At 76.1% G+C, this 26,410-nt stretch carries 21 protein-coding genes, 1 pseudogene and 1 riboswitch; of the genes and pseudogenes, 15 read left to right on the forward strand and 7 right to left on the reverse strand.

Annotation, left to right across the window (positions count from 1 at the left end; genetic code table 11):
• The first annotated feature begins 75 nt into the window (after window positions 1-75).
• Complete coding sequence (locus AAH991_RS37910; protein ID WP_346230784.1) at window positions 76-1,044, forward strand: aldo/keto reductase; 969 nt, start codon at window positions 76-78, stop codon at window positions 1,042-1,044.
• A 2-nt stretch (window positions 1,045-1,046) separates the two neighbouring features.
• Here AAH991_RS37910 and AAH991_RS37915 read toward each other — a convergent pair whose 3' ends face one another.
• Genes AAH991_RS37915 through AAH991_RS37930 form a run of 4 tightly spaced genes read right to left on the reverse strand, consistent with a single transcriptional unit; the run spans window position 1,047 to window position 7,752 of the window.
• A complete protein-coding gene (locus AAH991_RS37915) occupies window positions 1,047-1,715 on the reverse strand; it encodes an ABC transporter ATP-binding protein (protein ID WP_346230785.1) in 669 nt (222 codons plus the stop codon).
• Window positions 1,708-2,661, reverse strand: coding sequence for an ABC transporter ATP-binding protein (locus tag AAH991_RS37920; RefSeq protein ID WP_346230786.1), 954 nt, complete (start codon window positions 2,659-2,661; stop codon window positions 1,708-1,710). The genes AAH991_RS37915 and AAH991_RS37920 overlap by 8 nt, the downstream gene beginning before the upstream one ends.
• Window positions 2,645-5,125 (reverse strand): FtsX-like permease family protein, encoded by a 2,481-nt coding sequence (locus AAH991_RS37925; RefSeq protein WP_346230787.1) that lies wholly within the window; start codon window positions 5,123-5,125, stop codon window positions 2,645-2,647. Before AAH991_RS37925 ends, AAH991_RS37920 begins: the two co-directional genes overlap by 17 nt.
• The gene (locus tag AAH991_RS37930) at window positions 5,122-7,752 is read right to left on the reverse strand and encodes an FtsX-like permease family protein (RefSeq protein ID WP_346230788.1); all 2,631 of its coding nucleotides are present in this window, start codon (window positions 7,750-7,752) and stop codon (window positions 5,122-5,124) included. The genes AAH991_RS37925 and AAH991_RS37930 overlap by 4 nt, the downstream gene beginning before the upstream one ends.
• A gap of 125 nt (window positions 7,753-7,877) precedes the next feature.
• Window positions 7,878-8,001: riboswitch (cobalamin riboswitch) on the forward strand.
• A gap of 113 nt (window positions 8,002-8,114) precedes the next feature.
• Between AAH991_RS37930 and AAH991_RS37935 the strand changes: the two genes are divergently transcribed.
• From AAH991_RS37935 to AAH991_RS37995, 13 genes are read left to right on the forward strand one after another with little or no spacing between them, the layout of a single operon-like run.
• Window positions 8,115-9,620, forward strand: a complete 1,506-nt coding sequence (locus tag AAH991_RS37935; protein WP_346230789.1) for a cobyric acid synthase — start codon at window positions 8,115-8,117, stop codon at window positions 9,618-9,620.
• Window positions 9,621-9,622: 2 nt separating this feature from the next.
• Window positions 9,623-13,165, forward strand: coding sequence for a cobaltochelatase subunit CobN (cobN, locus tag AAH991_RS37940; RefSeq protein WP_346230804.1), 3,543 nt, complete (start codon window positions 9,623-9,625; stop codon window positions 13,163-13,165).
• On the forward strand, window positions 13,162-15,108 hold the full coding sequence (locus AAH991_RS37945; protein WP_346230790.1) for a putative cobaltochelatase: 1,947 nt from the start codon (window positions 13,162-13,164) through the stop codon (window positions 15,106-15,108). Before cobN ends, AAH991_RS37945 begins: the two co-directional genes overlap by 4 nt.
• The gene (gene cobO / locus AAH991_RS37950) at window positions 15,109-15,723 is read left to right on the forward strand and encodes a cob(I)yrinic acid a,c-diamide adenosyltransferase (RefSeq protein WP_346230791.1); all 615 of its coding nucleotides are present in this window, start codon (window positions 15,109-15,111) and stop codon (window positions 15,721-15,723) included.
• Entirely contained in the window at window positions 15,717-17,033 is a 1,317-nt protein-coding gene (locus AAH991_RS37955; protein ID WP_346230792.1) for a cobyrinic acid a,c-diamide synthase CobB, read from the forward strand. The genes cobO and AAH991_RS37955 overlap by 7 nt, the downstream gene beginning before the upstream one ends.
• Complete coding sequence (gene cobI, locus AAH991_RS37960) at window positions 17,030-17,752, forward strand: precorrin-2 C(20)-methyltransferase (protein ID WP_346230793.1); 723 nt, start codon at window positions 17,030-17,032, stop codon at window positions 17,750-17,752. The genes AAH991_RS37955 and cobI overlap by 4 nt, the downstream gene beginning before the upstream one ends.
• Entirely contained in the window at window positions 17,749-18,561 is an 813-nt protein-coding gene (gene cobM / locus AAH991_RS37965) for a precorrin-4 C(11)-methyltransferase (RefSeq protein WP_346230794.1), read from the forward strand. Before cobI ends, cobM begins: the two co-directional genes overlap by 4 nt.
• On the forward strand, window positions 18,558-19,700 hold the full coding sequence (locus AAH991_RS37970; protein WP_346230795.1) for a cobalt-precorrin-5B (C(1))-methyltransferase: 1,143 nt from the start codon (window positions 18,558-18,560) through the stop codon (window positions 19,698-19,700). The genes cobM and AAH991_RS37970 overlap by 4 nt, the downstream gene beginning before the upstream one ends.
• On the forward strand, window positions 19,694-20,869 hold the full coding sequence (gene cbiE / locus AAH991_RS37975; RefSeq protein WP_346230796.1) for a precorrin-6y C5,15-methyltransferase (decarboxylating) subunit CbiE: 1,176 nt from the start codon (window positions 19,694-19,696) through the stop codon (window positions 20,867-20,869). The genes AAH991_RS37970 and cbiE overlap by 7 nt, the downstream gene beginning before the upstream one ends.
• Entirely contained in the window at window positions 20,866-22,575 is a 1,710-nt protein-coding gene (gene cobJ, locus AAH991_RS37980) for a precorrin-3B C(17)-methyltransferase (RefSeq protein WP_346230797.1), read from the forward strand. The genes cbiE and cobJ overlap by 4 nt, the downstream gene beginning before the upstream one ends.
• Window positions 22,554-22,742, forward strand: coding sequence for a 4Fe-4S binding protein (locus AAH991_RS37985; protein ID WP_346230798.1), 189 nt, complete (start codon window positions 22,554-22,556; stop codon window positions 22,740-22,742). Before cobJ ends, AAH991_RS37985 begins: the two co-directional genes overlap by 22 nt.
• The gene (locus AAH991_RS37990) at window positions 22,739-23,314 is read left to right on the forward strand and encodes a precorrin-8X methylmutase (RefSeq protein ID WP_346230799.1); all 576 of its coding nucleotides are present in this window, start codon (window positions 22,739-22,741) and stop codon (window positions 23,312-23,314) included. Before AAH991_RS37985 ends, AAH991_RS37990 begins: the two co-directional genes overlap by 4 nt.
• A complete protein-coding gene (locus AAH991_RS37995; protein ID WP_346230800.1) occupies window positions 23,311-24,180 on the forward strand; it encodes a sirohydrochlorin chelatase in 870 nt (289 codons plus the stop codon). Before AAH991_RS37990 ends, AAH991_RS37995 begins: the two co-directional genes overlap by 4 nt.
• Here the strand turns inward: AAH991_RS37995 and AAH991_RS38000 are convergent.
• Both AAH991_RS38000 and AAH991_RS38005 read right to left on the reverse strand, forming a co-directional pair.
• Window positions 24,177-24,992: an NAD-dependent protein deacetylase gene (locus tag AAH991_RS38000; protein ID WP_428834087.1), complete on the reverse strand. Its 816-nt coding sequence runs from the start codon at window positions 24,990-24,992 to the stop codon at window positions 24,177-24,179. The two genes, AAH991_RS37995 and AAH991_RS38000, sit on opposite strands and share 4 nt — an antisense overlap.
• A 72-nt stretch (window positions 24,993-25,064) precedes the next feature.
• Window positions 25,065-25,622 carry a YceI family protein gene (locus tag AAH991_RS38005; RefSeq protein WP_346230802.1) on the reverse strand — a complete coding sequence of 186 codons (558 nt, stop codon included), beginning with the start codon at window positions 25,620-25,622 and terminating at the stop codon, window positions 25,065-25,067.
• Between the two features lie 139 nt (window positions 25,623-25,761).
• On the opposite strand from AAH991_RS38005, the gene AAH991_RS38010 reads away from it, so the two are divergent.
• Window positions 25,762-26,118, forward strand: a complete 357-nt coding sequence (locus AAH991_RS38010; protein WP_346230803.1) for a VOC family protein — start codon at window positions 25,762-25,764, stop codon at window positions 26,116-26,118.
• Window positions 26,119-26,223: 105 nt separating this feature from the next.
• On the opposite strand, the pseudogene AAH991_RS38015 reads toward AAH991_RS38010, so the two are convergent.
• Window positions 26,224-26,410, reverse strand: a pseudogene (locus tag AAH991_RS38015) (hypothetical protein); the annotation flags it as partial.

Raw genomic sequence — 26,410 nt, forward strand, 5'->3', positions numbered from 1 at the left:
CAACCTGGCGGCAGGAGACGGACCTTCGGTGGCTGCTTCATCAGGGCTCTAACGTTGTGTCCCGTGCAGGAGAACATGCGGGAGATGGTTCTGCGGCCGTTGGGCCGCGATGGTGTTCAGGTCACCCCGATGGGTCTCGGGCTCGCCGCGCTCGGCCGTCCCGCGTACATCACGCTCGGCCGGGACGCCGACCTCGGCGGCGAGCGTGACGTGGCGGCGATGCGGGCGCGCACCTGGGAGGTGCTGGACGCCGCGTGGGCGGCGGGCGTGCGCTACGTCGACGCGGCCCGCTCCTACGGGCTGGCGGAGGAGTTCCTCGCGGGCTGGCTCGCCGACCGCGGCATCCGGCCCGGCGAGGTCGCCGTCGGCTCGAAGTGGGGCTACGAGTACGTCGGCGGCTGGCGGATGGACGCCGGCCGCCACGAGGAGAAGGACCTGTCCGCCGGGCGGCTGCGCCGCCAGCTCGGCGAGACCCGGGAGCTGCTCGGCGGCCACCTGTCGCTCTACCAGATCCATTCGGCCACCGTCGAGAGCGGTGTGCTCGACGACGAGGAGGTCCTCGGGGAGCTGCGGGCACTGCGCGCGGAGGGCGTCGCGGTCGGCCTGTCCACCACCGGTCCCCGCCAGGCCGCGACCATCGAGAAGGCGGTCGCGACCGGGCTCTTCGACACCGTCCAGTCGACGTGGAACCTGCTGGAGCGCTCCGCGGGCGAGGCCCTGGCCCGGGCGCACGCCGCCGGCCTGGGCGTGATCCTCAAGGAGGGCGTGGCCAACGGCAGGCTGACCGCCCACGGCGCGCCGCCGGCGCTGGCGCGCGCCGCACGCGAACGCGGCGTCACCCCCGACGCCCTGGCTCTCGCCGCCGTGCTCGCCCGCCCGTGGGCCGGGGTCGTGCTGAGCGGCGCGGCCACGACCGGCCAGCTCGCCGAGAATCTGGCCGCGCTCGCCGTCACCTGGGACGAGGAGGCCGAGGAGGCCCTCGCCGGGCTGGCGGAGGACGCCGAGACCTACTGGGCCCGCCGCGCCGCCCTCCCCTGGACCTGACGTCAGCTCAGGAACTCGCCGTCCTTGAGCTCAAGCACGCGGTCGGCCAGGCCGACGAGGCCCGCGTCGTGCGTGGCCACCAGCGCGGTGACGCCCTCGCCCCGGACGAGCACCCGCAACAGCTCCATGATCTGGCGGGCGGTCTGGGAGTCGAGCTGACCGGTCGGCTCGTCGGCGAGCAGCAGACGGGGCCGGTTGGCCAGGGCCCTGGCGATGGCCACGCGCTGCTGCTGGCCCCCCGACAGCTCATACGGCCGCTGCCCGGCCTGGTCGGACAGCCCGACCAGGGACAGCAGCACCTTCACCCGCTCCTCCCTGTCCTTGGCGGGAACCCGCGCCAGCCGCAGCGGCACGCCCACGTTCTCGGCGGCCGACAGCACCGGGATCAGCCGGAACGACTGGAAGACGAACCCGACGACGTCGCGGCGCAGCCGCAGCAGGCCCTCCTCGGGCAGCTCGGGCACCGGCTGCCCCGCCACCCGGACCCGCCCCTCGTCGGGCCGGTCCAGGCCGCCTACCAGGTTGAGCAGCGTCGTCTTGCCCGCGCCGGAACGACCGCGGATCGCGACCAGCTCGCCGGGATGCGCCTCGAAGGAGACCCCCCGCAGCGCGCGCACGCCCTTGGGATAGGTCTTGCGCAGGCCCTCGACGACGACCAGCGGCTCACTCATTCGTCTCTTCCTCTGTGTCGTCGCCGCTGCCCGAGGGCCAGACCCCGATGTGGTCGCGTTCGAGCTCCAGGCGCACACGGTGCTCCATCGACAGGGCGTTGATGAACTCCCTCGGCAGCTGCAGGCGCCCGGCCCGGTCGAGCACCGCGTACTCCTCGGCGACCACCCTCCCGTCGGAGGAGGTGCGGCGGAACGTCTCGCTGGAGGTGCGGCCGTCCCGGATGCCGATGGTCCGGTCGACCTGCGCCGACACCATCGGGTCGTGCGTCACGACGACGGTCGTGACGCCGAGCTCGCGGTTGGCGTGGCGGAGCACGCCGAAGACCGTCTCGGCGCTCTCGCTGTCCAGCTCCCCGGTGGGCTCGTCGGCGAGCACCACCTCGGGCGCGTTGGCGAGGGCGACGGCGACGGCCACCCGCTGCTGCTCGCCGCCGGACATCTCCCCGGGCCGCCGGTCCGCGCGGTCCGCCATCCCCGTCAGCTCCAGCAGCTCGTCCGTACGGGACGACCTGGCCGCCCGGGACGTGCCGCCGGCCAGGCGCATGGGGAGCATGACGTTCTCCCGGGCGGTGAGGTACGGCAGCAGGTTGCGGGCGGTCTGCTGCCAGACGAAGCCCACGACCGAGCGCCGGTAGCGGAGGCGGTCGCGCGCGGTCATGGACAGCAGGTCGATCCCGGCGACCCGGGCCAGTCCTGCCGTGGGCACGTCGAGCCCCGACAGGATGTTGAGCAGCGTCGACTTGCCCGATCCCGAGGCCCCGACGATCGCCACCAGCTCACCCCGGCCGATGAGCAGGTCGAGGCCCTGCAGGGCGACCACCTCGACCGCGGCGGACCCCTCGGTCTTGTAGATGCGCACGAGGTTGTCGCACAGGATGTGGGCGTCCGCGCCGAACGCGGGGCCGCCCCGCGTGGCCCGGGCCTCCAGGTCAGCCAGCGTGTCCACGGCTTCCTCCCAGGTAGGCGCCCGTGAGGGCGACGGCGGCGACCGCGGCGGCGAGGGCGCCGGCCACGACACAGGGCAGGACGGGCAGGAGCGCGGCGGCCGTGAGGGCGCCGTGGCGCCCGCCCGCGTACGCCGGCAGGTCGATGCCGGGCCCGAGCAGCGCGGGCATGGCGAGACCGGCCGCCAGCCCGGCGACGGCGGTCAGGACGGGCAGCGGGGCCGCTTCCAGAACGGTGACCAGACCGGCCTGCCTGCGGCTCAGGCCGAGGGCGCGCAGCAGGCCGAGGTCCTCCGCCCGCCGCGCCGCGCCTCCGGTCAGGGCGATCGCGACGGCCGCCAGCGCGTAGACGGCCAGCGCCGCGGCGGCGACCCGCAGCGCGGCGGTCAGCGCCGCCGTCAGCGGCGTCCCGGTGATCTCGGCGAGCGCGCCCGCCACGGTGGTCATGCGCGCGCCGGACGGCAGCAGCGGCCTTACCACGCCGGCGTCTCCCGCGATCAGCAGCGTGTTGACGTGCTCGGGAGCCGTGGGGAGGACGATGAGGGCGCCGTCCCCCACCCCCACCCCCGGCATCGCGCCCACGGTCCTCGCCGGGGTGACCGTCATCCGCGCGGGCCAGCCGATCTCGAAGCTGCGCATGGCGGACAGATCGGGCGAGACGAGCACGCCGGTCCCCGGCGGGGGCAGGTGGAGCGGGCTGCCCGCCACCAGCCGGCGGTAGGCGTCGAGGTCGACCGCGACGACCGTCGCCGGCCGCCCGCCGAAGCCCACCTCGGCGACCGTCGTCCCGACGGCGGCCGGGACGACGGCCCTGACGCCCGGCGCGTGGCGGATCTGCTCCAGCGTCTCCGCAGGGATGCCCTGCGCGCGCTCCACCCTGATCTCGGCGCCGATCCGCTCCCACGCCGTCTGCCGCTGGGCCTCCTCCAGCCCTCCGGCCGTGACCATGCCGTACGCCGCCAGTGCGACGGCCGGCAGCAGCGTGAGCACCGGCAGCGCGGCGCCCGGTACGGCCCGGGCGGCGGCCAGCCCGAGGAACGGCACGGCGGCGGTGCGCCGGGCGGCGGCCCGGAAGGCCAGGTGGATCACCGCCGGGCCGGCGCGCAGCACCGCCAGCGCGGCGGCCAGCGTCAGCAGCACGGGCGCCAGCGCGAGGAACGTGTCGCCGGTGGCGAGGCCGCGGGTGCGCAGAAGATAGAGGCTCGCCACGGTGACCACGAGCACCAGGATCTCCATCACCATCCTGCGGAGGGCCTTGCCGGGCCCCCGGCCGGTGGACTGGCGCAGCGCGACGGCGGCGCAGGCGATCGCGACGGTCCCCGCCGCCAGCGCGGCCGGTCCCAGCCGCGCGACCGCCGCCGGGGCGCCCGGCACGAAGCCCGCGGCCACCTGGCCCGCCGCGGCGGCCGGCACCGCCGCGAGCGCGACCGCTCCCCCGCAGGCGAGCACGACCCGGGCCAGGGACGCACCGCGGGCGCGCATCAGCAGCAGGTCGCCGTGCACCCGCCCGACGAGCAGCAGCACGGCCAGGGCCGTGGTGCCCAGGCACACGACGGCCAGCCCGCCCAGGAACACCGTGATCAGCGCGCGGGTGACGGCCAGCCGGTCCAGGTACTCCCGCAGGATCCGGTCGAACCCGGTCGACAGGGCGAGTTCGCGGTCCTGCCTGCCCAGGCGGCGGCCGAACTCGTCCGTGGCGGCGAGCACGTCCGCCGCGTTGGCCGCGGTGACGCGGTCCGCGACCGGGGTGACGAGCCATCGGAAGACCATCGGCAGTTCCGCGCCCGCGAGGCTGTCGCCGTCGGTCAGCGCGGTGACGATCAGGTCGTCCTCGGTGGCGAGCGGCACGCGGTGGTGGATGACGTAGGTGAGTTCGGGCTCGAGGGCCCAGAACCGGTCGGCGGGACGCGCCGGCTCGAACAGGCCGGTGACCTTCGCGGTCAACGCGCCGAGGCGGAGCGTGTCGCCCGTCCTGATCGACATCTCCGCGGCGGCGACCGCGGGGACGGCCACCTCGAGACGGGCGCCCGAGCCGGGGCCCGGGGGGCCGCCCTCGACGTATCGCACCCGCCGGTCCGCCCCGGACACCCATTTCAGCGTCATGTAGCGATGCTGCCGGTCGTCGATCAGCATCGGCGGGGCGGCGAAATCGAAGAACGGGACGGGGTCGGCGACCTCCCGCAGCGCCGGGGGGAGCAGCTCGCGCCAGGCGGTGTCCGCCTCGGCCGCCTCGGCCGTCGTCCGCATCGGCGTCAGGTCGAAGCGCCGGGTGAACTGGACCGCCAGCGACGCCGTGGCGGGCGGGGCGGAGCCGACGGCCGACCCGGCCGCCGCGTCGAGGGAGGACTCGACCATCCGGGGCAGGGCCGAGACGACCAGGGCGGCGCCGAACACCAGCGCGGCCAGCAGCGCCGCCACTCCCCTGTGCACACTCAGAAGCCGGTGCACACCCAGAAGACGGATCACGACGCCTCCCCCGCACGCAGCGCGGCGGCCGGCTCACGGCGGTGCAGCGACCGCGCGAGTCCCGCCACGATCACGAGGAGCACCGCGAGGACCCCGGCGGCCAGCGCCGCCACCTCGAACCACGGCACGTGGAGCAGCACCGGCAGCCCGCCCGCGGTCGCGTATCCCGCGGTCACCATCGGCGGCACCACCGCGGCGGACACGGCCACGGCGAGCGCCACTCCTCCGGCCAGCGACAGCCCGATCACGAACGACTGCTCGGCGGCGAGCAGGCCGAGCGTCTGCCGGAAGCTCACGCCGAGCGCGCCGAGCACGGCGAACTCGCCCCTGCGTTCGCGCGCCGCGACCGCGGCGCTGACCAGGAAGCCCAGCACGGCGAACGCCAGCGCCGCCGCGAAGCCGAGCAGCAGCGCGCCCTGCAGGCCGGCCGCCGTGGGGTCGTCCCTGTGGCCGGCGGTCAGTGTGGCCACGTCGACGACGTCCCTGCGTGCCAGCGCGGTGGCGGCTGGTGTGGAGTCGTTCCCGTCCGCGGCCAGCCACCACTCCGTCACCTGCCCCTCGGCGCCTGCCCTCCGAAACGCCGCAAGGTCGGCGAGCAGGGCCGGGGCGCCCTCCGGCGTGCCGGGCAGCGCGGTGACGACGCCCACGACTTCGATCGGGATCGCCGCGGTGCCGGCCGTGATCCTGGTGGTGTCCGCCAGTCCGGGGGTCACCACGACCGGAAGCGGCTGTCCGGCGGAACCGGCGATCCGGGAGGCCAGCGTGGCCGGCGTCAGCTCCGACAGATCGGGGCGCAGCAGCAGGACACGGCCCAGGTGTGCCGCGTCCGCCGCGATCAGGGTGGCGTCGGCGCCGTCCGCGACGACCGTGGCGCGGTGCGCGGGCATGGCCGCCGCGACCCCCGGCAGCGTGGTGAAGGTCCGCGCGTCGTCCCCGGGGAGGGCCGGCACGCGCAGGGCGGCGCCGGCGAGATGCCTGGCCCGGTCCTCCTGTGCGCCGCGCCAGGTCGCGGCGGTGGTCAGGGACAGCACACCGATCGCCGTCGCCATCGTCAGCAGCAGCGCCGGACCCGAATAGCGGGCCGGGCGCCGGCTCACCTGCCGGGCGGCCGTCGCCGGCCCGAACCCGGGGCGCCTGCGCGTCGCCCGCTCGGCGACCCTGGCGACGGCGGGCACCAGCCGCAGGGCGGCCATCCCCCCGCAGAGCAGGGCGAGCGCCGGTCCCGCCCCGACCAGCGGGTCGAGCCCGAGCTCGCCGCCGAGACGCGTGGTCTCCGGCGCGTCCTGGCCGCGCAGGCGCCAGACGGCGAGCGCCGCCAGGACGAGCAGCGCCACGTCGGCTCCGGCCCGCTGCACCAGGCCCGGCCGGTCGGCGCGCCCGCGCGCCGCCTGCTCCTCGACGTACGTGCGGCGGGCGGCGAGCAGGGGCGGGGCGGCCAGCATGGCGGCGCAGGCGAGCGCGACCGCCGCCGCGACCGCGAAGGTGGTCCCGCCGGGCGCGCGGGGCGGCGCCACGCCGGTGGCCTCGATCCAGGGGAACGCGCTCACCAGCCGCAGGAGGACGGGCGCGAGGAACGGCGCCGCGGGCGCGCAGGGCAGCGCGATCAGCAGCGCCTCCCCCGCCGCCATGGCGGCGAGCCGCGGCGACCCGCCGCCCCTCGACCGCAGCAGGGCCGTCTCCATCCGGCGGTGCTCGGCGAGCAGCCGCGCGGTCAGCGCCAGCGCGTACGCGCTCAGCACCAGCAGCTGGAGCACGGGCACCAGCATGGTCGAGCGGGCGACCAGGGCGCCGCGGTCGAGCCGCAGCAGCGTGCCGGACAGCGTCTCGGTGACCGTGCACCGGGGGCAGCCGGACCGCACGGCGGCCGAGGTCCCGGCGACCGACGCCGCGAACGGCCGCAGCCGGTCGGGGGAGAGCCGGCGCAGGTCGGGTTCGGCGAGCCAGCGGGCCGAGACACCGGTCCCGAAGCGCGCGAGGAAGGTGTCCTCCGGCACGACCAGGGGTCCGCGGGAGGTGAAGTCGCCGGTCCGCTCGCCGTGGCGCAGCAGGTCCTCCCCCTTCCAGCGCGGGTCGTCGGGGTCGCGCAACCGGAAGACGCCGGTGAGGCGCACGCGCACCGGCTTTCCGTCCAGGCGTCCGACGACGGTGAACTCGTCGCCGGCGGACACTCCCATCGCCCGGGCGGCCGGCTCCGAGAGCGCCGCCGCCGTCGGCCCCGTGGGCCAGCGCCCGCTCACCAGGTCCGCCCGGCCGTCCAGTCCCTCGTACGCGGCGAACCGGGTCAGGACGGGCTGATGGCCGCGATCCTGTCCCTTGAGCGCGTAGGAGGCGGACTCGACGCGTACGGCGACCCGTACGGGCACCTCCTCGTGGGCATGGGCGATCCCCGCGCGGACGGCCCGGTCGATCGCGGCGAAGTCCCCGGCCGTGACCGAGGAGGTGACGACGGTGGCGGTGGCGGCGAGCGGCGCCGTCTCCAGGGCCCGCCGCACACCCGCCTGGGTCGCCGACCCCGCGTGCAGCAGCAGCGCCGAGATCGCCGTGGTGGCGAGCAGGATGGAGCCGAACGCGGCGGCCAGCAGCAGGGGCTCGGCCAGCACGCGCCGGACCATCCCGACCACGCTCATCCCGGCATCATGACAAGCATGATCGAAAAACACCACCACCTGGCGGTCCCGCTATATCAGACAGACCACACTTGCGGGACATCCGGCACAAAGGTGTATGTTGACCACCGCAAGCGACGGACGCGGAGGAAGCCGGTGTGAATCCGGCGCGGTCCCGCCACTGTCACCGGGGAGCGACCCTCACCGACGCCACTGCCCACCACGGGCGGGAAGGCTGAGGGGAGCGCCGATCCGGGAGCCAGGATACTCCGGCCGTCGGACCTTCTACCGGGGGCGCGGACACCCCCAGGGGGGACATGCCATGGCCCGGACAGGCCTGCGCAGACGCGCCTCGCTGCCGGTATCGCGCTCCGTCACCTGACGTGCCCGCCGGTGGCGGCCTGCTCGTGGCGGGCACGACCTCCGATGCCGGAAAGAGCGTCCTGGTGGCCGGCCTGTGCCGGTGGCTGGCCCGGCGCGGCGTACGGGTCGCGCCGTTCAAGGCGCAGAACATGGCGCTCAACTCGATGGTCACCGCCGACGGCGGCGAGATCGGGCGGGCCCAGGCGATGCAGGCGGCGGCGGCCCGCGTCGAGCCCGAGGCCGCGATGAACCCGGTGCTGATCAAACCGGCCGGGGAGCGGCACTCCCACGTGGTCGTGCTCGGCCGGGCGCACGCCGACGTGGACGCGCTGTCCTACCGCGACCACAAGATGCGCCTGCTCGACGTCGCCCTCGACGCGCTGGACGGCCTGCGCCGCCGCTACGACGTGGTGATCTGCGAGGGCGCGGGCAGCCCGGCCGAGGTCAACCTGCGCGACCGCGACATCGCCAACATGGGCCTGGCCCGCGCCGCCGGCCTGCCCGCGCTGGTCGTGGGCGACATCGACAGGGGCGGCGTGCTCGCGCACTTCGCCGGCACCCTCGCCGTGCTCGACCGGCACGACCAGCGGCACATCGCGGGGTTCGTGGTCAACAAGTTCCGCGGCGACCTCGCGCTGCTGCGGCCGGGGCTCGACTGGCTGGCGGCGGCGACGGGCCGCCCGTGTCTGGGCGTGCTGCCGTGGCGGTCCGGGCTCTGGCTCGACGTGGAGGACTCCCTCGACCTCGACAGCCGTCCCGGCCTGCTCACCCCGCCGGTCGGGCGTGAGGTCCTGCGCGTGGCTCTCGTACGGCTGCCGCGGATGTCCAACGTCACCGACGCCGACGCGCTGGCCGCCGAACCGGGGGTGAGCGTGCGCCTGGTCACCACCCCCGCCGAGCTCGCCGACGCCGACCTCGTCGTGCTGCCCGGCACCCGCGCCACCGTCGGCGACCTCGCCTGGCTGCGCGAGCGCGGCCTGGACGAGGCGCTGCGCCGCCGCGCCGCCGAGGGCGGCCCGGTGCTCGGCATCTGCGGCGGTTTCCAGATGCTCGGCACGGTCATCGACGACGACGTGGAGAGCCGCGCGGGCCGCGTGCCCGGCCTCGGCCTGCTGCCGGCCCGCACGGCGTACGCGCCGGACAAGGTGCTCGCGCTCGCGCGGGGCGAATGGCGGGGCCACGCGGTGGCGGGCTACCGGATCCACCACGGCCGGGTCACGGCGGAGGGCGGCGAGCCGTTCCTGGACGGCTGCCGCGCCGGGGCGGTGTGGGGCACGACGTGGCACGGCCTGTTCGAGCGCGACGGCTTCCGCCGGGCCTTCCTCGCCGAGGTCGCCGCCGCGGCCGGACGGGATTGGCTGCCGGGGACCGGCACGTTCGCCGCGCACCGGGAGGCCCGTCTCGACGCGCTGGGCGACCTCGTCGAGGAGCACCTGGACACCGACGCCGTGTGGCGGCTGATCGAGCGCGGCGTGCCCACCGGCCTGCCCACTGCCGAGATCACGTTGCGGGAGGCGCGCCCATGACGATGCCGACGATGCTGCTGCTGTCCACCGCCGACACCGAGCTGCTCGCCGCGACCCGTGGCGGGGCGGGCTGGCGGGTCGCCAACCCCGCGCGTACGGCCCCCGGGGAGGTGCCCGCGCTGCTGGACGGCGTGGACGCCGTCGTCGTCCGGCTGCTCGGCGGCAGGCGCTCGTGGCCCGAGGGACTCGACGCCGTGCTGGCCGCCGGGCTGCCCACGGTCGTGCTCGGCGGCGAGCAGGCCCCGGACGCCGCGCTGATGGCGCTGTCCACCGTGCCGTCGGGGGTCGCGGCCCAGGCACTCGCCTATCTGGCCGAGGGCGGGCCGGACAACCTTGCGGAGCTGCGGCGCTTCCTGTCCGACACGCTCCTGCTGACCGGCGAGGGCTTCGCGCCGCCCCGGCCCGCTCCCGAGTACGGCGTGCGGCCCGGCCGGGAGCGCCGGAAAGGCCGCCCGCTGGTCGGGGTGATCTATTACCGGGTCCACGAGCTGTCGGGCAACACGGCGTTCGTCGACACACTGTGCGACGCGGTCGAGGCGGCGGGCGCCGACGTGCTGCCGGTCTTCTGCGGGTCGCTGCGCGGGGCGGGCGACGACCTGCTCGACCTGCTGCGGCCGGTGGACGCGCTGGTCGTCACCGTGCTGGCCGCGGGCGGCGCGGTGGCCGCCGCCGCGAGCGCGGGCGGCGACGAGGACGCCTGGGACGCCGGGGCGCTCGCCGCCCTCGACGTGCCGGTGCTGCAGGCGCTGTGCCTGACCACTCCCCGCTCGGTCTGGGCGGACTCGGACGCCGGCCTGTCCCCGCTGGACGCCGCGATGCAGGTGGCGGTGCCCGAGTTCGACGGCCGCCTCGTCACCGTGCCGTTCTCGTTCAAGGAGGACGGGCCCGACGGCGTGCCGATCTACGTCGCCGACCCCGAGCGGTGCGCCCGCGTGGCCGCCCTCGCGGTCGCGCACGCCCGGCTGCGCCACGTGCCCAACGGCGGCAAGCGGCTGGCGATCGTCCTGTCGTCCTACCCCACCCGGCACTCCCGGGTCGGCAACGCCGTCGGGCTCGACACCCCCGCCTCCGCCGTGGTGCTGCTGCGGGCCCTGCGCGCGGCCGGATACGACGTGGGCGACGCGCCGGACGACGGCGACGCGCTGATCCACGCCCTGATCGCGGCCGGGGGCCACGACGTGGAGTGGCTCACCGAGGAGCAGCTGGAGGCCGCCCCGGCCCGGGTGCCGCTGGACGCCTACCGGGAGTGGTTCGCGACGCTGCCCGCCGAGCTGGGCGCGGCCGTGACCGCCCACTGGGGCCCGCCGCCCGGCTCCCTCTACGTGGACGGGACCGACATCGTGCTGGCGGCGCTGCGGTTCGGCAACGTCATGCTCGCCATCCAGCCGCCCAGGGGGTTCGGCGAGAACCCGGTCGCCGTCTACCACGACCCCGACCTGCCGCCGAGCCACCACTACCTCGCGGCGTACTGGTGGCTGGCCCGCGAGTTCGGCGCGCACGCCGTCGTCCACCTCGGCAAGCACGGCACGCTGGAGTGGCTGCCGGGCAAGGGGCTCGGGCTGTCGGCGTCGTGCGCGCCCGACGCCGCGCTCGGCGCGCTGCCGCTGGTCTACCCGTTCATCGTCAACGACCCCGGCGAGGGCACCCAGGCCAAGCGCCGGGCGCACGCGACCGTCGTCGACCACCTGATCCCGCCGATGGCCCGGGCCGACTCCTACGGCGACCTCGCCCGGCTGGAGCAGCTGCTGGACGAGCACGCCACCGTCGCCGCCCTCGACCCGGCCAAGCTGCCGGCCGTACGGGCGCGGATCTGGACGCTCATCCAGGCCGCCCAGCTCCACCACGACCTGCACGTGGACGAGCGGCCGCAGGACGCGGAGTTCGACGACTTCCTGCTGCACGTGGACGGCTACCTGTGCGAGATCAAGGACGCCCAGATCCGCGACGGCCTCCACATCCTGGGCCAGGTCCACACCGGGGAGGCCCGGGTCAACCTCGTGCTCGCCGTGCTGCGCGCCCGGCAGGTCTGGGCCGGCGCCGCCGGGGCCCTGCCCGGCCTGCGCGAGGCCCTCGGACTCGCCGACACCGCCGCCACGGCCGAGGTGGACGCGTTCGAGAGCGAGGCGCGGCGGCTGGTCCAGGCCATGGAGGACCACGGCTGGGACCCGGCGGCGGCCGGCGCGGTCACGGACCTGCCGGAGGTCGCCCGGGTGCTGCGCTTCGCCGCCGAGGAGGTCGTGCCGCGGCTCGACCGGACCACCGACGAAGTGGCGCACGTGCTGCACGCGCTCGACGGCGGATACGTGCCCGCCGGACCGTCCGGGTCGCCCACGCGCGGGCTGGTCAACGTGCTGCCGACCGGCCGCAACTTCTACTCCGTCGATCCCAAGGCGATCCCGTCGCGGCTGGCGTGGGAGACCGGCTCCGCGCTCGCGGCCTCACTGGTCGAGCGCTACCGCGCCGACACCGGCGCCTGGCCGCGCACGGTCGGCCTGACGGTCTGGGGCACCAGCGCGATGCGCACCCAGGGCGACGACATCGCCGAGATCATGGCCCTGCTCGGGGTGCGGCCGGAGTGGGACGACGCCTCCCGCCGGGTGACCGGCTTCGCGGTCATGACGGCCGAGGAGCTCGGCCGCCCCCGGGTGGACGTGGTGGTGCGCATCAGCGGCTTCTTCCGCGACGCGTTCCCCCACGTCGTGACGCTGCTGGACGAGGCCGTGCGGACGGTCGCCGCGCTGGACGAGCCCGCCCAGGTCAACCCGCTGCGCGCGCACGTCCACGCCGACCTCGCCCGGCACGGCGACGAGCGCCGCGCCACCAGCCGCGTCTTCGGTTCCAAACCCGGCGCGTACGGCGCGGGCCTGCTGCCGCTCATCGACGCCCGCAACTGGCGCGACGACGCCGACCTCGCCGAGGTGTACGCCGTATGGGGCGGCTACGCCTACGGCCGGGGCCTGGACGGCCGGGAGGCCCGCACGGACATGGAGACGGCGTTCCGGCGCATCGACGTGGCGGCCAAGAACCAGGACAACCGCGAGCACGACATCGCCGACTCCGACGACTACTTCCAGTACCACGGCGGGATGGTGGCCATGGTCCGCCACCTGACCGGCACGTCCCCCGCGGCGTACGTCGGCGACTCGCACGTCCCCGACGCGGTGCGCACCCGGACGCTGGGCGAGGAGACGCGGCGGGTGTTCCGGTCGCGGGTGGTCAACCCGCGCTGGATCGCGGCGATGCGGCGGCACGGCTACAAGGGGGCGTTCGAGATGGCGGCCACGGTGGACTACCTGTTCGGGTTCGACGCCACGGCCGGGGTGGTGGACGACTGGATGTACGAGTCGCTCGCCGCCTCCTACGTCTTCGACCCGCAGGTGCGGGAGTTCATGCGGGCGTCCAACCCCTGGGCGCTGCGCGGCATCGCCGAGCGGCTGCTGGAGGCGGCCGACCGGGGCCTGTGGGCCGAGCCGTCGCCGGAGACCCTCGACGGCCTGCGTGCGACGTATCTGGAGATGGAAGGCGACCTGGAGGCGGGCAAGTGACCCTGTACCCCTTTTCCGCGGTCGTCGGGCACGACGACCTCAAGCTGGCGCTGCTGCTCAACGCCGTGTCGCCCGCGATCGGCGGCGTGCTCGTGCGGGGCGAGAAGGGCACGGCGAAGTCGACCGTGGTGCGGTCGCTCGCGGCGCTGCTGCCCGAGGTGGCGGTGGTGGCGGGCTGCCGGTTCTCCTGCGACCCCGCCGCGCCCGACCCGTCCTGCCCCGACGGCCCGCACGAGAGCGGCCCGCCCCCGCGGACGCGCCCCGCCCGGCTGGCCGAGCTTCCGGTGGGCGCGTCGGAGGACCGGGTCGCCGGGTCCCTCGACCTGGAACGGGCGCTGACCGAGGGCGTCAAGGCCTTCGAGCCGGGCCTGCTGGCCGCGGCCCACCGCGGCGTGCTCTACGTGGACGAGGTCAACCTGCTCCACGACCACCTGGTGGACCTCCTGCTCGACGCGGCGGCGATGGGCGTGGCCCACGTGGAGCGCGAGGGCGTGTCGGTCCGCCACGCCGCCCGCTTCCTGCTGGTCGGCACGATGAACCCCGAGGAGGGCGAGCTGCGCCCGCAACTGCTCGACCGCTTCGGCCTGGCCGTCGAGGTCCGCGCCTCCCGCGACCCCGCCGAGCGGGCGGAGGTGGTGCGCCGCCGTCTCGCGTTCGACGCCGGCCCGGCCGGTTTCGCCGCGGCGTACGCCGGCGGCGAGCGCGATCTCGCCCTGCGCATCGCGGCGGCGCGCGAGCGGCTGCCCGGCGTGGCGCTTCCCGACGCCGCGCTGCGCGGGATCACGGCGGTGTGCGCGGCCTTCGACGTCGAGGGGATGCGCGCCGACCTCGTGATGGCGCGCACGGCGGTCGCCCTGGCCGCGTGGGAGGGCAGGGACGAGGTCACCTCCGACGACGTCCGAACGGCCGCCCGGCTGGCGCTCCCCCATCGGCGCCGCCGCGACCCGTTCGACGACCCCCTTGACGACCGGGGCCACGGCCTCGACGAGGAACGGCTGGAAAAGGCGCTGTCGGAGGCTCCTTCCGAGGGCGAGGAGGGTCCCGACGACGACGGGCCGGGCGGCGGAGGCGCGTCCGGCGGTGATGCCGACGGTGATGCCGACGGCGGTGGCGGGTCCGGAGGCGCCGCGACGTCCCGGCCCGTCCAGCCGGGAGCGCCCTATCGGACCCGGCTCCTCGCTCCCGCCGCGGTCGGCCGGGGCGGGCCCGCCGGACGGCGCGGGCGCACCACGGGAGAGTCCGGCCGCACCGTCGGCGCCCGCGTCCCGGCCGGGCGGCTGCGGCTGCTGGACCTGCCGGCGACGCTGGCCGCCGCCGCGCCCCACCAGCGCGGGCGCGGCCGTACCGGTCCCGGCCTCGTGCTGCGCCGCGACGACCTGCGCGAAGCCGTACGCGAGGGACGCGAGTCGAACCTCGTGCTGTTCTGCGTGGACGCCAGCGGCTCGATGGCCGCCCGCGCCCGGATGCGCGCCGTCAAGGGCGCCGTGCTGTCCCTGCTGCTGGACGCCTACCAGCGCCGCGACAAGGTCGGCCTGGTGACCTTCCGGGGCGAGGACGCGGCGGTCGCGCTGCCGCCGACCTCCAGCGTCGAGCTGGCCTCCGACCGGCTGGCCCGGCTGCCCACCGGCGGGCGCACCCCGCTGGCCGCCGGGCTGCGCCGGGCGGAACGGGTGCTGGCCGCCGAGCGGCTGCGCGATCCCCGCCGCCGCGCGCTGCTCGTGGTCGTCACCGACGGGCGGCACACCTACGGCCCCGACCCGGCCGGCGCCGCCCGGCGGCTGGCCGGGGTCACGAGCGTCGTCGTCGACTGCGAGCACGGCCCCGTACGGCTCGGCCTGGCCGGGCGGCTCGCCGCCGCGCTGGGCGGGACGGCGATCCGGCTGGAGGAGCTGGGGGCCGATCACCTGGCCGCGGTCGTGCGTGACGTCAGGAGGGTGGCCTAGATGCCGCAGGGCAGACCGGCGAGCGTGCCGGACGACGGGCTGACCACGCGCGCGCGGCGCAACCGCCCGCTGGTCATCGTGCACACCGGGGAGATGAAGGGGAAGTCGACGGCCGCCTTCGGCCTGGCGCTGCGCGCCTGGAACCAGGGCTGGCCCGTCGGGGTGTTCCAGTTCGTCAAGAGCGCCAAGTGGCGGGTCGGCGAGGAGGCCGCGCTGCGCGCCCTCGGCCGGCTGCACCAGCAGACCGGCGAGGGCGGGCCGGTGACCTGGCACAAGATGGGCGAGGGCTGGTCGTGGATCCGGCGGCCCGGCACCGAGGCCGACCACGCCGCCGACGCCCGCGAGGGCTGGGCGCAGATCAAGCGCGACCTCGCCGCCGAGACCTACGGCCTGTACGTCCTGGACGAGTTCACCTATCCCCTCAAATGGGGCTGGGTCGACGTGGACGACGTGGTCGAGACCCTGCGGGAGCGGCCCGGCCGCCAGCACGTGGTGATCACCGGCCGCGACGCCGATCCCCGCCTGGTGGAGGCCGCCGACCTCGTGGTGGAGATGACCAAGGTCAAGCACCCGATGGACGCGGGGCAGAAGGGCCAGAGGGGCATCGAATGGTGAACCTCCCCCGGCTCGTCGTCGCCGCCCCGGCCTCGGGCACGGGCAAGACGACCGTGGCCACCGGGCTGATGGCGGCGCTGGCCGCGCGCGGGCTGGCCGTCTCGCCGCACAAGGTGGGCCCGGACTACATCGACCCCGGCTACCACGCGCTCGCCACCGGCCGTCCCGGCCGCAACCTCGACGCGTTCCTCGTCGGCGAGGACCTGGTGGCCCCGCTGTTCGCGCACGGCGCGCGCGGCGCGGACGTCGCGATCGTCGAAGGCGTGATGGGGCTGTTCGACGGGCGTGGTCCCACGTCCGAGGCGTCCACCGCGCACGTCGCCCGCCTGCTCGGCGCGCCCGTGCTGCTCGTGGTGGACGCGTCGTCCCAGTCGGCGTCCGTCGCGGCCCTCGTGCACGGCTTCGCCACCTTCGACCCGTCCGTACGGATCGCCGGGGTGGTGCTCAACCGGGTGGGCTCGGCCCGCCACGAGGAGATCCTCCGCGAGGCGCTGCGGCCGCTCGGCATCCCGGTGGCCGGGGCCCTGCCGCGCGACGCGGCCGTCCACGTGCCGTCGCGGCACCTCGGCCTGGTGCCCGCCGCCGAGCGCGACGCGCAGGCGCGGCGGGCCGTGGCCGCACTCGGGGCGCTGGTGGAGCGGCACTGCGACCTCGACCTCGTGCTGCGCCTGGCGTCGGCCGCGCCTCCGCTCCCGGCCGCCCCCTGGTCGGCCGCCGACGCGGTGGGCAGCCCGGTTCCCGGGCGGCCCGTGGTCGCGGTCGCCGCCGGCGCGGCGTTCACGTTCTCCTACGCCGAGACGGCCGAGCTGCTGAGCGCTGCCGGGGCCGAGGTGGCGCACGTGGACCCGCTGCGGGACGAGGCGCTGCCGCCGGGCACCCGGGCGCTGGTGATCGGCGGCGGCTTCCCCGAGGTCCACGCCGCCGACCTGGCCGCCAACAGCCCGCTGCGGGAACAGGTCGCCCGCCTCGCCGCCCGCGGCCTGCCGATCGCCGCCGAATGCGCGGGTCTGCTCTACCTGGCCGCCTCGCTCGACGGCGCGCCCATGTGCGGGGTGCTGCCGGTGGAGGCGCGGATGACCGAGCGGCTGACGCTCGGCTACCGCGAGGCCGTACGGCCAGACGGCACCGTCGTACGCGCCCACGAGTTCCACCGCACCGCCTGCTCTCCGCCGGCCGGGGAGTCCCCGGCGTACGTGCTGCCGAGGCGGGAGGGGTTCGTCCGGGGCGGCGTGCACGCCTCCTACCTCCACCCGCACTGGGCGGGGACGCCACGGCTGGCCCGCGACCTCGTGACGGGGGCTGCCGCATGAGGCCCGTGCTGACCGGGGTGGGCGTCGGCCCAGGCGACCCCGACCTGGTGACGGTGAAGGCCGTGCGCGTGCTGCGCGAGGCCGACGTGGTCGTGGTGCCGGTGGCCGACACCGGCGAGCAGGGCCGCGCCGAGCGGATCGTCCGCGCCCACACCGGCCGCGACGTGCTGCGTCTGGAGTTCGCCCTCACCGACGGGCCGCGCCGCGACGCCGCCTGGGACGCGGCGGGGGCGGCCGTCGCCGCCGCGTACGGGCGCGGGGCGCGGACCGTCGCCTTCGCGACGATCGGCGACCCGAACGTCTACAGCACCTTCACCTACCTGGCCGAGACCGTGCGCGGGCTCCTGCCGGAGCTGGAGGTCCGCACGGTCCCCGGCGTGACCGCCATGCAGGCGCTCGCGGCGAGCAGCGGGACCGTCCTGGTCGAGGGCCGGGAGTCGCTGGCGCTGATGCCGCTGACGGCGGGACTGGACGCCCTGCGCGCGGCCCTCGACGCCCACGACACCGTCGTCGCCTACAAGGGAGGGCGCATGCTGCCGGGAGTGCTGGCCGCCGTCCGCGAGTCCGGCCGGCTGGCCGGCGCGGTGTACGGCGCGTCGCTCGGGCTGCCGGAGGAGGACGTGCGGCCCGCCGCCGGGCTCGATCCGGCCGGGACCGGGCCGTACCTGTCGGCGCTGCTGGTCACCCGGGAGCGTACGGGTCGGGGAGGCCGGTTGTGAGCGGGCCTGCTTTGAGGGGCAAGGTCGCCTTCGTCGGCGCGGGGCCGGGCGCGCCCGACCTGCTCACCCTGCGCGGCGCGGCGGCCATCGCGGCGGCCGACGTCGTGGTCTGGGCCGCCAGCCTGGTCCACCCCGGTGTGCTCGACCACGCCCGGGCCGGCGCCCGGATCGTCGACTCCGCCGCGGTGCCCCTGGAGGAGGTCGTCGCCGTGTACGAGGAGGCGGCCCGCGACGGGCTGCTCGTGGCCCGCGTGCACTCCGGCGACCCCGCCCTGTGGGGAGCGGTGCAGGAACAGCTCGACCGGTGCGCCGCGCTCGGCCTGGAGACCGAGGTCGTGCCGGGAGTCTCCAGCTTCACCGCCGTCGCCGCCGCCGTACGGCGGGAGCTGACCGTGCCGGAGGTCGCGCAGTCGGTCGTGCTCACCCGCCTCGAGGGCGGCAAGACGCCGATGCCCCAGGGCGAGACCGTGCGGGAGTTCGCCGCGCACGGCACGACGATGGCGCTGTTCCTGTCGGCGGCCCGCTCGGCGCAGCTGCAGCAGGAGCTGCTGGCGGGCGGCTACCCGCCGCAGACGCCCTGCGTGGTGGGCTACCGGGTCACCTGGGAGGACGAGCTGGTGCTGCGCTGCCGCCTGGACGAGCTGGCGGCGACCGTGCGCGCCCACCGGCTCTGGAAGCACACGCTGGTGCTGGTCGGGCCCGCGCTGGAGGCCCACGGGACGCGCTCGCACCTCTACCACCCGGGCCACTTCCACGGCCACCGCCGCTCCGAGCCCGCGGCGCGGCGCGAGCTGCGAGGCGCGCGATGAGCGAAACGCCCGAGCTGCGCGAGCCGGACCTGCCGCGCACGATGCGGGTGCGCAAGCGGGCGCTGCGCACCGGATGGACGACGGGCACCTGCGGCGCCGCCGCCGCGAAGGCCGCCAGCATCGCGCTCGCGCACGGCGACACCCCGCCCACCGTGGACACGCCGCTGCCCGGCGGCGGCCGGGTGACGCTGCCGGTCGACTCCTACGCCGTGGCGGACGCGAAGGCCACGGCCGTCGTCGTCAAGGACGCCGGCGACGACCCCGACGTGACCCACGGCGCGCATCTGACCGCGACCGTGTCCTGGCGTCCCGAAGCCGGCATCGAACTGGACGGCGGCGTCGGCGTCGGCGTGGTCACCCGGCCGGGCCTCGGCCTGGAGGTCGGCGGCCCGGCCATCAACCCGGTCCCCCGGGCGCAGATCACCCAGGCCGTCGGCGAGGTTGTGGACCTCGGGCGGCGCGGCGTCCGCGTGGTCATCAGCGTGCCCGAGGGCGAGCGGATGGCCCGCAAGACCACCAACGCCAGGCTCGGCATCCTCGGCGGCATCTCGATCCTCGGCACCACCGGGATCGTGCGGCCGTTCTCCACCGAGTCGTGGCGCTCCTCCGTCGTCCAGGCGATCGACGTGATGGCGGCGCAGGGCGAGCGCACGCTGGTGCTGTCCACGGGCGGGCGCACCGACCGGGCCGCGATGCGGCTGCGCCCCGGCCTGCCCGCCGTGTGCTTCGTCGAGGTCGGCGACTTCACCGGGGCCGCGCTGCGCCGGGCCGCCGACGCGGGACTGACCGACGTGCTGTTCGTCGGCATGGTCGGCAAGCTGACCAAGCTCGCCGCGGGCGTGCTCATGACCCACTACACCCGCTCGAAGATCGACAAGGACCTGCTGGCCGCGGTGACCCGGCAGGCCGGCGGCGACGAGGCCCTGGCCGGACGGGTCGCCGAGGCGAACACCGCCCGCCACGCCTACGAGCTGTGGGAGGCCGCCGGGCTGCTCGAACCCGCCGGGCGCGTGCTGTGCGCGCGGGTCAAGGACGTGCTGGAGCGGTTCTGCGACGGCGCGCTCACCGCGTCCGTGATCATGGTCGACCCCGACGGGCTCGCCCCCGTCGCCTCCAGCGAGGAGACCGGCGGGTGGTAACGGTGATCGGCGTCGACGGGCGGCCCCTCATGGAATGGGCCGCCGGGCGGCTGGCCGAGGCGACCCTGGTCGTGGGCGCCGCCCGCCACCTGGACGCTCTGCCGGTGCCCGCGCGGGCCGAGCGCGTCGTGCTGGGGGACGTCGTGGCGGGAGTGCGGGCCCTCGCGGCCCACGACGGCCCGGCCGTCGTGCTCGCCTCGGGCGACCCCGGGTTCTTCGGCCTCGTCCGCCTGCTGCGCGAGCACGGTCTCGGCATCGAGGTCGCACCGGCCGTCTCCTCGGTCGCGGCGGCCTTCGGCCTGGCCGGGCTGAACTGGGAGGACGCCGTCGTGGTGAGCGCGCACGGACGCGACCCGCGCCGGGCCGTCAACGCCTGCCGGGCGCTGGCCAAGGTCGCCGTGCTCACCGCGCCGGGCGCGGGCCCCGCCGAGATCGGCGCCGCGCTGCGCGGCTGGCCGCGCCGGCTCCTGGTCGCCGAGCGCCTCGGCGCCGCCGGCCAGCGGGTGACCGCGTGCACGCCCGAGGAGGCCGCCCGGCGGCAGTGGGCCGACCCCAACGTGGTGCTGTCCCTGGTGGACGCCCCGTCCTCGCGCGGCTGGGCCGCGCCGCCGCGCCCGGCTCCGGAGCGGTGGGGCCTGCCCGAGGAGCGCTTCGAGCACCGCGACAGCATGATCACCAAGGCGGAGGTGCGGGCGCTGGCGCTCGCCCATCTCGGTCCCGGCGTGGGCGACCTCCTCTGGGACCTGGGCTGCGGCAGCGGCTCCGTGGCCGTCGAGGCGGCCCGGTTCGGCGCCGCCGTCGTCGCCGCCGACCGCGACCCCGCCCAGTGCGACCGGACGCGCCGCAACGCCGCCGCGTACGGCGTCGAGGTGCGGGTGGTGCACGGCGAGGCGCCCGGATGCCTGGCCGGGCTGCCCACCCCGGACGCGGTGTTCGTCGGCGGGGGCGGCGCCGAGGTGGTCGGCCACGTGGCGGGTCTCGGCCCACGGACCGTGGTCGCCGCGCTCGCCGCCGTCGACCGCGTGCCCGCCGTGCGTGACGCGCTGCGCGCCGCGGCCTACGACGTGGGCGGCGTGTCGCTCGCGGCGAGCAGGTTCGCCGAACTGCCCGGCGGCGCCACGCGGCTGGCGGCGGCCAACCCGGTCTTTCTCGTATGGGGGCATCGATGACGGTTACCGGACTCGTCACCGCGACGAAGGCGGGCCGGGCCGCCGCCGGCCTGCTGGAGCGGGCGTGGCCCGACACCCGGTGGTATCCGGTGGCCGACCTCGCGCGGGCCTGGCGCGAGTGCGACCGCGTCGTGTGCTTCCTCGCGGCCGGCGCGGCCGTACGGCTGCTCGCGCCGCTGCTGGGCGACAAGCACACCGACCCCGGAGTGGTGTGCGTCGACGAGGCGGGCCGCTTCGCGATCGCCCTGACCGGCGGCCACGACGGGGGCGCCAACCGGCTCGCGCACGAGGCCGCCTCCGTGCTGGGCGCGACACCGGTCGTCACCACCGCGACCGACGCCACCGGCACCGGCGCGCTCGACACGCTCGGCCTGCCGGTCGAAGGCGACGTCGCGGCCGTGACCCGGGCCATGCTCGACAGCCTGTCCGGTGGTCTGCTCGACGGTCTGCCCGACGGCGAGCAGGTGACGCTCACCGCCGACGCCACCTGGCCGCTGCCCCCGCTGCCCGTCACCCCGTCGGCCACGCCACGCCCCCCGTGCGTCGTGGTGACGGACCGGGTCGTGGACCCGCCGCGCCCCGCCGTCGTCGTCCGGCCGCCGAGCCTCGTCGTCGGCGTCGGCGCGAGCCGGGGCGTCGCCACCGGGGAGGTTCTCGCGCTGATCCGCGACACGCTGGCCGAGGCCGGGCTGTCGCCCCGCTCGGTCGCACGCCTGGCCACGGCCGACGTGAAAGCGGACGAGGCCGGCATCGTGGCGGCCGCCCGCGCGCTCGGCGTGCCGCTCGTCACCCACCCCGCCGGACGGCTCGCCGCGATCGAGGTGCCGCATCCCAGCGAGGTCGTCCGTCGGGCGGTCGGCACTCCCAGCGTGGCCGAGGCCGCCGCGCTGGCCGACGGAGGCGACCTGGTCGTGCCCAAACGCAGATCGGCGATGGCGACCGTCGCCGTCGCCCGGCTGCGCCCCCGCGGCAGGCTGGCGATCGTCGGTCTCGGCCCCGGCGCCCGCGACCTGATGACCCCGCGCGCCGTGGCCGAGGTGCGCCGCTGCGGCTATCTCGTCGGCCTGGACCAGTACGTCGACCAGATCCGCGACCTGCTGCGACCCGGCACCCGGGTGATCGCCTCCGGCCTCGGCGCGGAGGAGGAACGCGCCCGCACCGCCGTACGGCTGGCCCGCGAGGGCCACGCGGTCGCGCTGGTCGGCAGCGGCGACGCGGGCGTCTACGCGATGGCCGCGCCCGCTCTGGAGCTCGCCGACGAGACCTTCGACGTGGTGGGCGTGCCGGGGGTGACGGCCATGCTCGCCGCCGGTGCGCTGCTCGGCGCGCCGCTCGGGCACGACCACTGCGCGATCAGCCTGTCGGACCTGCACACGCCGTGGGAGGCGATCGAGCGGCGGGTGCGCGCGGCGGCCGAGGCCGACCTCGTGGTGGCCTTCTACAACCCCCGCTCGCGCGGCCGCGACTGGCAGCTCCCCCGGGCGCTGGAGATCCTCGGCGAGCGGCGCGGACCGGACACCCCGGCCGGCGTGGTGACCGACGCGAGCCGCCCCGGCGAGAGCGTCGCACTGACCACGCTCGGCGGGCTCGACGTGTCCGCCGTGACCATGCGCAGCCTCGTGATCGTCGGCGCCACGTCCAGCCGGGCCGTGGCGGGCCGCTTCGTGACGCCGAGGGGGTACGCGTGGCAGCCCTCTCCTATGTAGTCACCAGCGCGTGCGCCGGTTGCGGCGCCTGCCTGCTCACCTGTCCGGAGCACGCCATCCGGCCCGGCCCCGGCGGCGCGCTGATCGTGCTCGGTTCCCGGTGCACCCGCTGCGGCGAGTGCGCCGAGGTGTGCCCCGTCGACGCCGTTGCGGAGGTGCCGGCTTGAGAAGGGTGCACCCGATCGAAGCCCGGTCGTACGACATCCTGCGCTCGCGCGTGGACACCTCGGGGCTGCCGCCGCTGACCCGGGCCGTGACCGAGCGGGTGATCCACGCGAGCGCCGACCTCGAATACCTCACCGACCTGGTCGTCTCGGCCGAGGAGGACCTTCGGCGGGCCGTCGCCGCGCTGCGCGCCGGCGCCCCCGTGGTCACCGACGTCGAGATGGTCGCGGCGGGCGTCACCGCCGTCACCCCCGTCTGCCACGTCCGCCGGGCCGTCGCCGGGGACGGCCTGACCCGCAGCGCCGCCGCCGTCCGCCTCGCCTACGACGAGGTGGGCCCGGGGGCGGTGTGGGCCGTCGGCAACGCCCCCACCGCGCTGGAGGAGATCCTGCGCCTCGGCGTGCGCCCCGCGCTCGTCGTCGGCCTGCCGGTCGGGTTCGTGGGCGCGGCCGAGAGCAAGGCGGCCCTGCGCGCGTCGGGACTGCCCGCGGTCAGCAACCGCGGCGAGAAAGGCGGCTCGGCGGTCGCCGCCGCCGCCGTCAACGCACTTCTGTACTGGGAGGATCCCCTATGACCGGCTCGCCGGCGCTGCTCCTCGTCGGTCACGGCACGCGCGACGCGGCCGGTGTCCGCGACTTCCACCTGCTGGTCGAGGAGGTGGCCGCCCGCGCCCCCGTCCCGGTCGCCGGCGGGTTCATCGAGCTGTCCCGCCCGCCTCTGCGCGAGGCCGTCGCCGCGCTCACCGGGGCCGGGCACACCAGACTCGGCGTGGTCCCGCTCGTGCTGGTCGCGGCCGGGCACGCCAAGGGCGACGTGCCCGCGGCGCTCCGCCGGGAGGCGCTGCGCCACCCCGGTCTCGGCTACGCGTACGGCAGGCCGCTCGGGCCGCACCCTGCACTGCTCGGCCTGCTGGACGAGCGGCTGGACGCCGCGCTCGACCCGTCCGAGCGCGCGGAGACGACCGTGGTGCTCGTCGGCCGCGGCTCCTCGGACCCGGACGCGAACGCCGAGCACGTCAAGGTGGCCCGGCTGCTGTGGGAGGGACGCGGCTTGGCCGGTGTCGAACCCGCGTTCATCAGCCTCGCCGAACCCGGCGTGGCGGCGGCGCTGGAGCGGGCCCGGCTGCTCGGCGCCCGCCGGATCGTCGTCCTGCCGTACTTCCTGTTCAGCGGGGTGCTGCCGGACCGCACCGCCGCCCAGGCGCGTGAGTGGGCCACGGCGCACCCCGGGGTCGAGGTGCGCTGCGCCGACGTCATCGGGCCCGCGCCGGCCCTGGCCGGCCTGGTGCTGGAACGCTACGACGAGGCGCTGCGCGGCGACATCCGGATGAACTGCGACACCTGCCTCTACCGCGTGCCGCTGCCGGGCCACGAGCACCGGGTGGGCGCCGCGCAGCACCCGCACCACCACCCGGACGACCCGGCGCACGTGCACGTCTAGGCCAGCTCCCGCACGAGCGTGGTGAGGGCCGGGCCGAGCGGGGCGTCGAAGGTCATCAGCGCCTCACCGTCGCCCCGGGTCGGCCCCTGATTGATGATCGCCACGGGGATCGAGCGGGCGGCGGCGTGCCGCACGAACCGGTAGCCGGACATGACGGTCAGCGACGACCCCAGGACGAGCAGCAGACCGGCCCGTTCGGTGAGCGCGTAACACTCCTCGACCCGCGACGGCGGCACGTTCTCGCCGAAGAACACCACGTCGGGCTTGAGCACACCGCCGCAGCCCTCGCAGTCCACCGTGCGGAACGTCTCGACCTCGTCGGCGCCCAGCACCGCGTCCCCGTCGGGGTTGATCACCGCGTTGACCACCTCCCTTCGGGCGTGCCAGCCGGGGTTGGCCGCGCGCAGCCGCCGGTCGAGCGTGCGGCGCGGGGTGCGCCGCCCGCAGGCGAGGCAGCGCACCCGGTGCAGGCTGCCGTGCAGCTCCACCACCCCGTCCGCGCCCGCAGCCTGGTGCAGGCCGTCCACGTTCTGCGTGATGATCCCGGCGACCAGGCCGCGGCGCTGCAGCTCCGCGACCGCGCGGTGACCGTCGTTGGGCGCGGCGTCCACGATGTGGCGCCACCCCAGGTGGCTGCGGGCCCAGTAGCGCCTGCGGGCGGCGGCACTGCTGACGAAGGTGTGATAGGTCATCGGCTCGGCCCTGCGCCTGCGGCCGGTCTCCCCCCGGTAGTCGGGAATCCCGGATTCGGTCGACAGGCCGGCCCCGCTGAGGACCACCACCTCGCCGTCCGCCAGGAGATCGGCCAGCATGCCCCACCGCTCGGCGGTCCCCGCGTCGCGCACCACAGTCACGCTTCCATGGTGCCCGACGCCCCGCGCATGTCAGCCCCGGCCCTCCCCCAGCCGTACGTCGAAGATCACTTCGACCTCGTCGCGCAACTTGAGCGCACCGAAGAAGGCGGAGTAAGGGCGGATCCCCCACTGGGACTGCACGACGGTCACCCGGCCGCGCGCCCGCCCCTCCGCGAGCGCACCGTCCACCGTGACCGGCCGGGAGACCCCCACAATCGTCAGGTCGCCCTCGACGCGGAACGCCTCGGGACCGCCCTCCACCCGGGTCGACCGGAACGTGACCAGAGGGTGCTGATCCGCCTTGAGGACCTTGTCGCGCATGTTCTTCTCGATCTCGACCCGGTCGGAGTCGGTGAGCGGCTTGACCCCGCCCGTGCCCTCCCGGACCCGCATCGAGGCCACCTCGGCCTCCACCGTCACCCGGCAGCCCGCCGGGTCGCCCGGCGTCACCACCGCCTCGCCCCGCCATCGAGTGACCTCGATCGTCAGGTCGTGCCCGGCCTTGGCGCCCAGCCCGGCGCGGCCGGTGAGGACCAGGAGCCTGCCCGATCTCGGTCCCAGCGCGTACGTGCCCGCCTCGACGTCCATTTCATGGGCATTCCCGGCAAACGGGCCGGAGATGTCAGTGCCGGGCGTCCGGCCGGAGGTCGCCCCTGCCCCCTGGCGATGATCCACAACGTGTTCTACCGTGCTCGAAGCCGCATCTCTGACGAAAGGCGGAAGCAGCGTGGACCGGAACGACAAGGACGACAAGCCGCTCTCCCTGGCACCCGTCGTGCCGTGCACGGACCTCGGGACGGCGGTCGAGACGTGGTCGGCCCTGCTGGGGACCACCCCGACATTCGTGGACGGCGACCGCTGGGCCCAGTTCGACCTGCCGTCCGGACGCCTGGCACTGGCCGGCACCGACCAGGCGACGACCGCGCCGTCCGTCATGGTGAAGGTGCCCGACGTCGAGCAGGCCAGGGAGCGCGCCGCCGCACTCGGCCTCACGGTCGGCGAGATCGAGCAGGGTCCGCACGAGCGCAGGTGCACAGTCCATGGGCCGAACGGCTGGGACGTCGTCTTCTACTGTCCTGCTTGATCATCACCCGCCGCCTTCACAACGTAGATTTCGCCCCGCTCGTTCGAGCAGTGCCACAGGAGCGACCTGGACCAGGCCGCTCACCCGGGGCTCATGGCATGTTCCTCAACGGCGCCCCTTCAAGGTGAAGGCCCAGCGGTCTGTGCCGACCCTGTGGCGGGTGTAGCGGTCGGGGTTGTGGTAGCGGTCGCGGTTGTGGAACTGGCAGGCGGGGCCGAGCAGTTTGAGGTCGGTCAGCCCGCCGCTGCTCCAGTTGTCGGCGTGGTCGATCTGGCACCGGGTTGCCGGGAGG

Origin of the sequence: Microbispora sp. ZYX-F-249, from assembly GCF_039649665.1 — a bacterium.
GTDB lineage: Bacteria > Actinomycetota > Actinomycetes > Streptosporangiales > Streptosporangiaceae > Microbispora > Microbispora maris.

Coding starts and splice junctions, on each gene's coding strand:
- AAH991_RS37910 (WP_346230784.1), top strand. CDS start 76: ATGCGGGAGATGGTTCTGCGGCCGTTGGGCCGCGATGGTGTTCAGGTC.
- AAH991_RS37915 (WP_346230785.1), bottom strand. CDS start 1,715: ATGAGTGAGCCGCTGGTCGTCGTCGAGGGCCTGCGCAAGACCTATCCC.
- AAH991_RS37930 (WP_346230788.1), bottom strand. CDS start 7,752: ATGAGCGTGGTCGGGATGGTCCGGCGCGTGCTGGCCGAGCCCCTGCTG.
- cobN (WP_346230804.1), top strand. CDS start 9,623: ATGCCGACGATGCTGCTGCTGTCCACCGCCGACACCGAGCTGCTCGCC.
- cobO (WP_346230791.1), top strand. CDS start 15,109: ATGCCGCAGGGCAGACCGGCGAGCGTGCCGGACGACGGGCTGACCACG.
- AAH991_RS37955 (WP_346230792.1), top strand. CDS start 15,717: ATGGTGAACCTCCCCCGGCTCGTCGTCGCCGCCCCGGCCTCGGGCACG.
- cobI (WP_346230793.1), top strand. CDS start 17,030: ATGAGGCCCGTGCTGACCGGGGTGGGCGTCGGCCCAGGCGACCCCGAC.
- AAH991_RS37970 (WP_346230795.1), top strand. CDS start 18,558: ATGAGCGAAACGCCCGAGCTGCGCGAGCCGGACCTGCCGCGCACGATG.
- cobJ (WP_346230797.1), top strand. CDS start 20,866: ATGACGGTTACCGGACTCGTCACCGCGACGAAGGCGGGCCGGGCCGCC.
- AAH991_RS37995 (WP_346230800.1), top strand. CDS start 23,311: ATGACCGGCTCGCCGGCGCTGCTCCTCGTCGGTCACGGCACGCGCGAC.
- AAH991_RS38000 (WP_428834087.1), bottom strand. CDS start 24,992: ATGCTGGCCGATCTCCTGGCGGACGGCGAGGTGGTGGTCCTCAGCGGG.
- AAH991_RS38005 (WP_346230802.1), bottom strand. CDS start 25,622: ATGGACGTCGAGGCGGGCACGTACGCGCTGGGACCGAGATCGGGCAGG.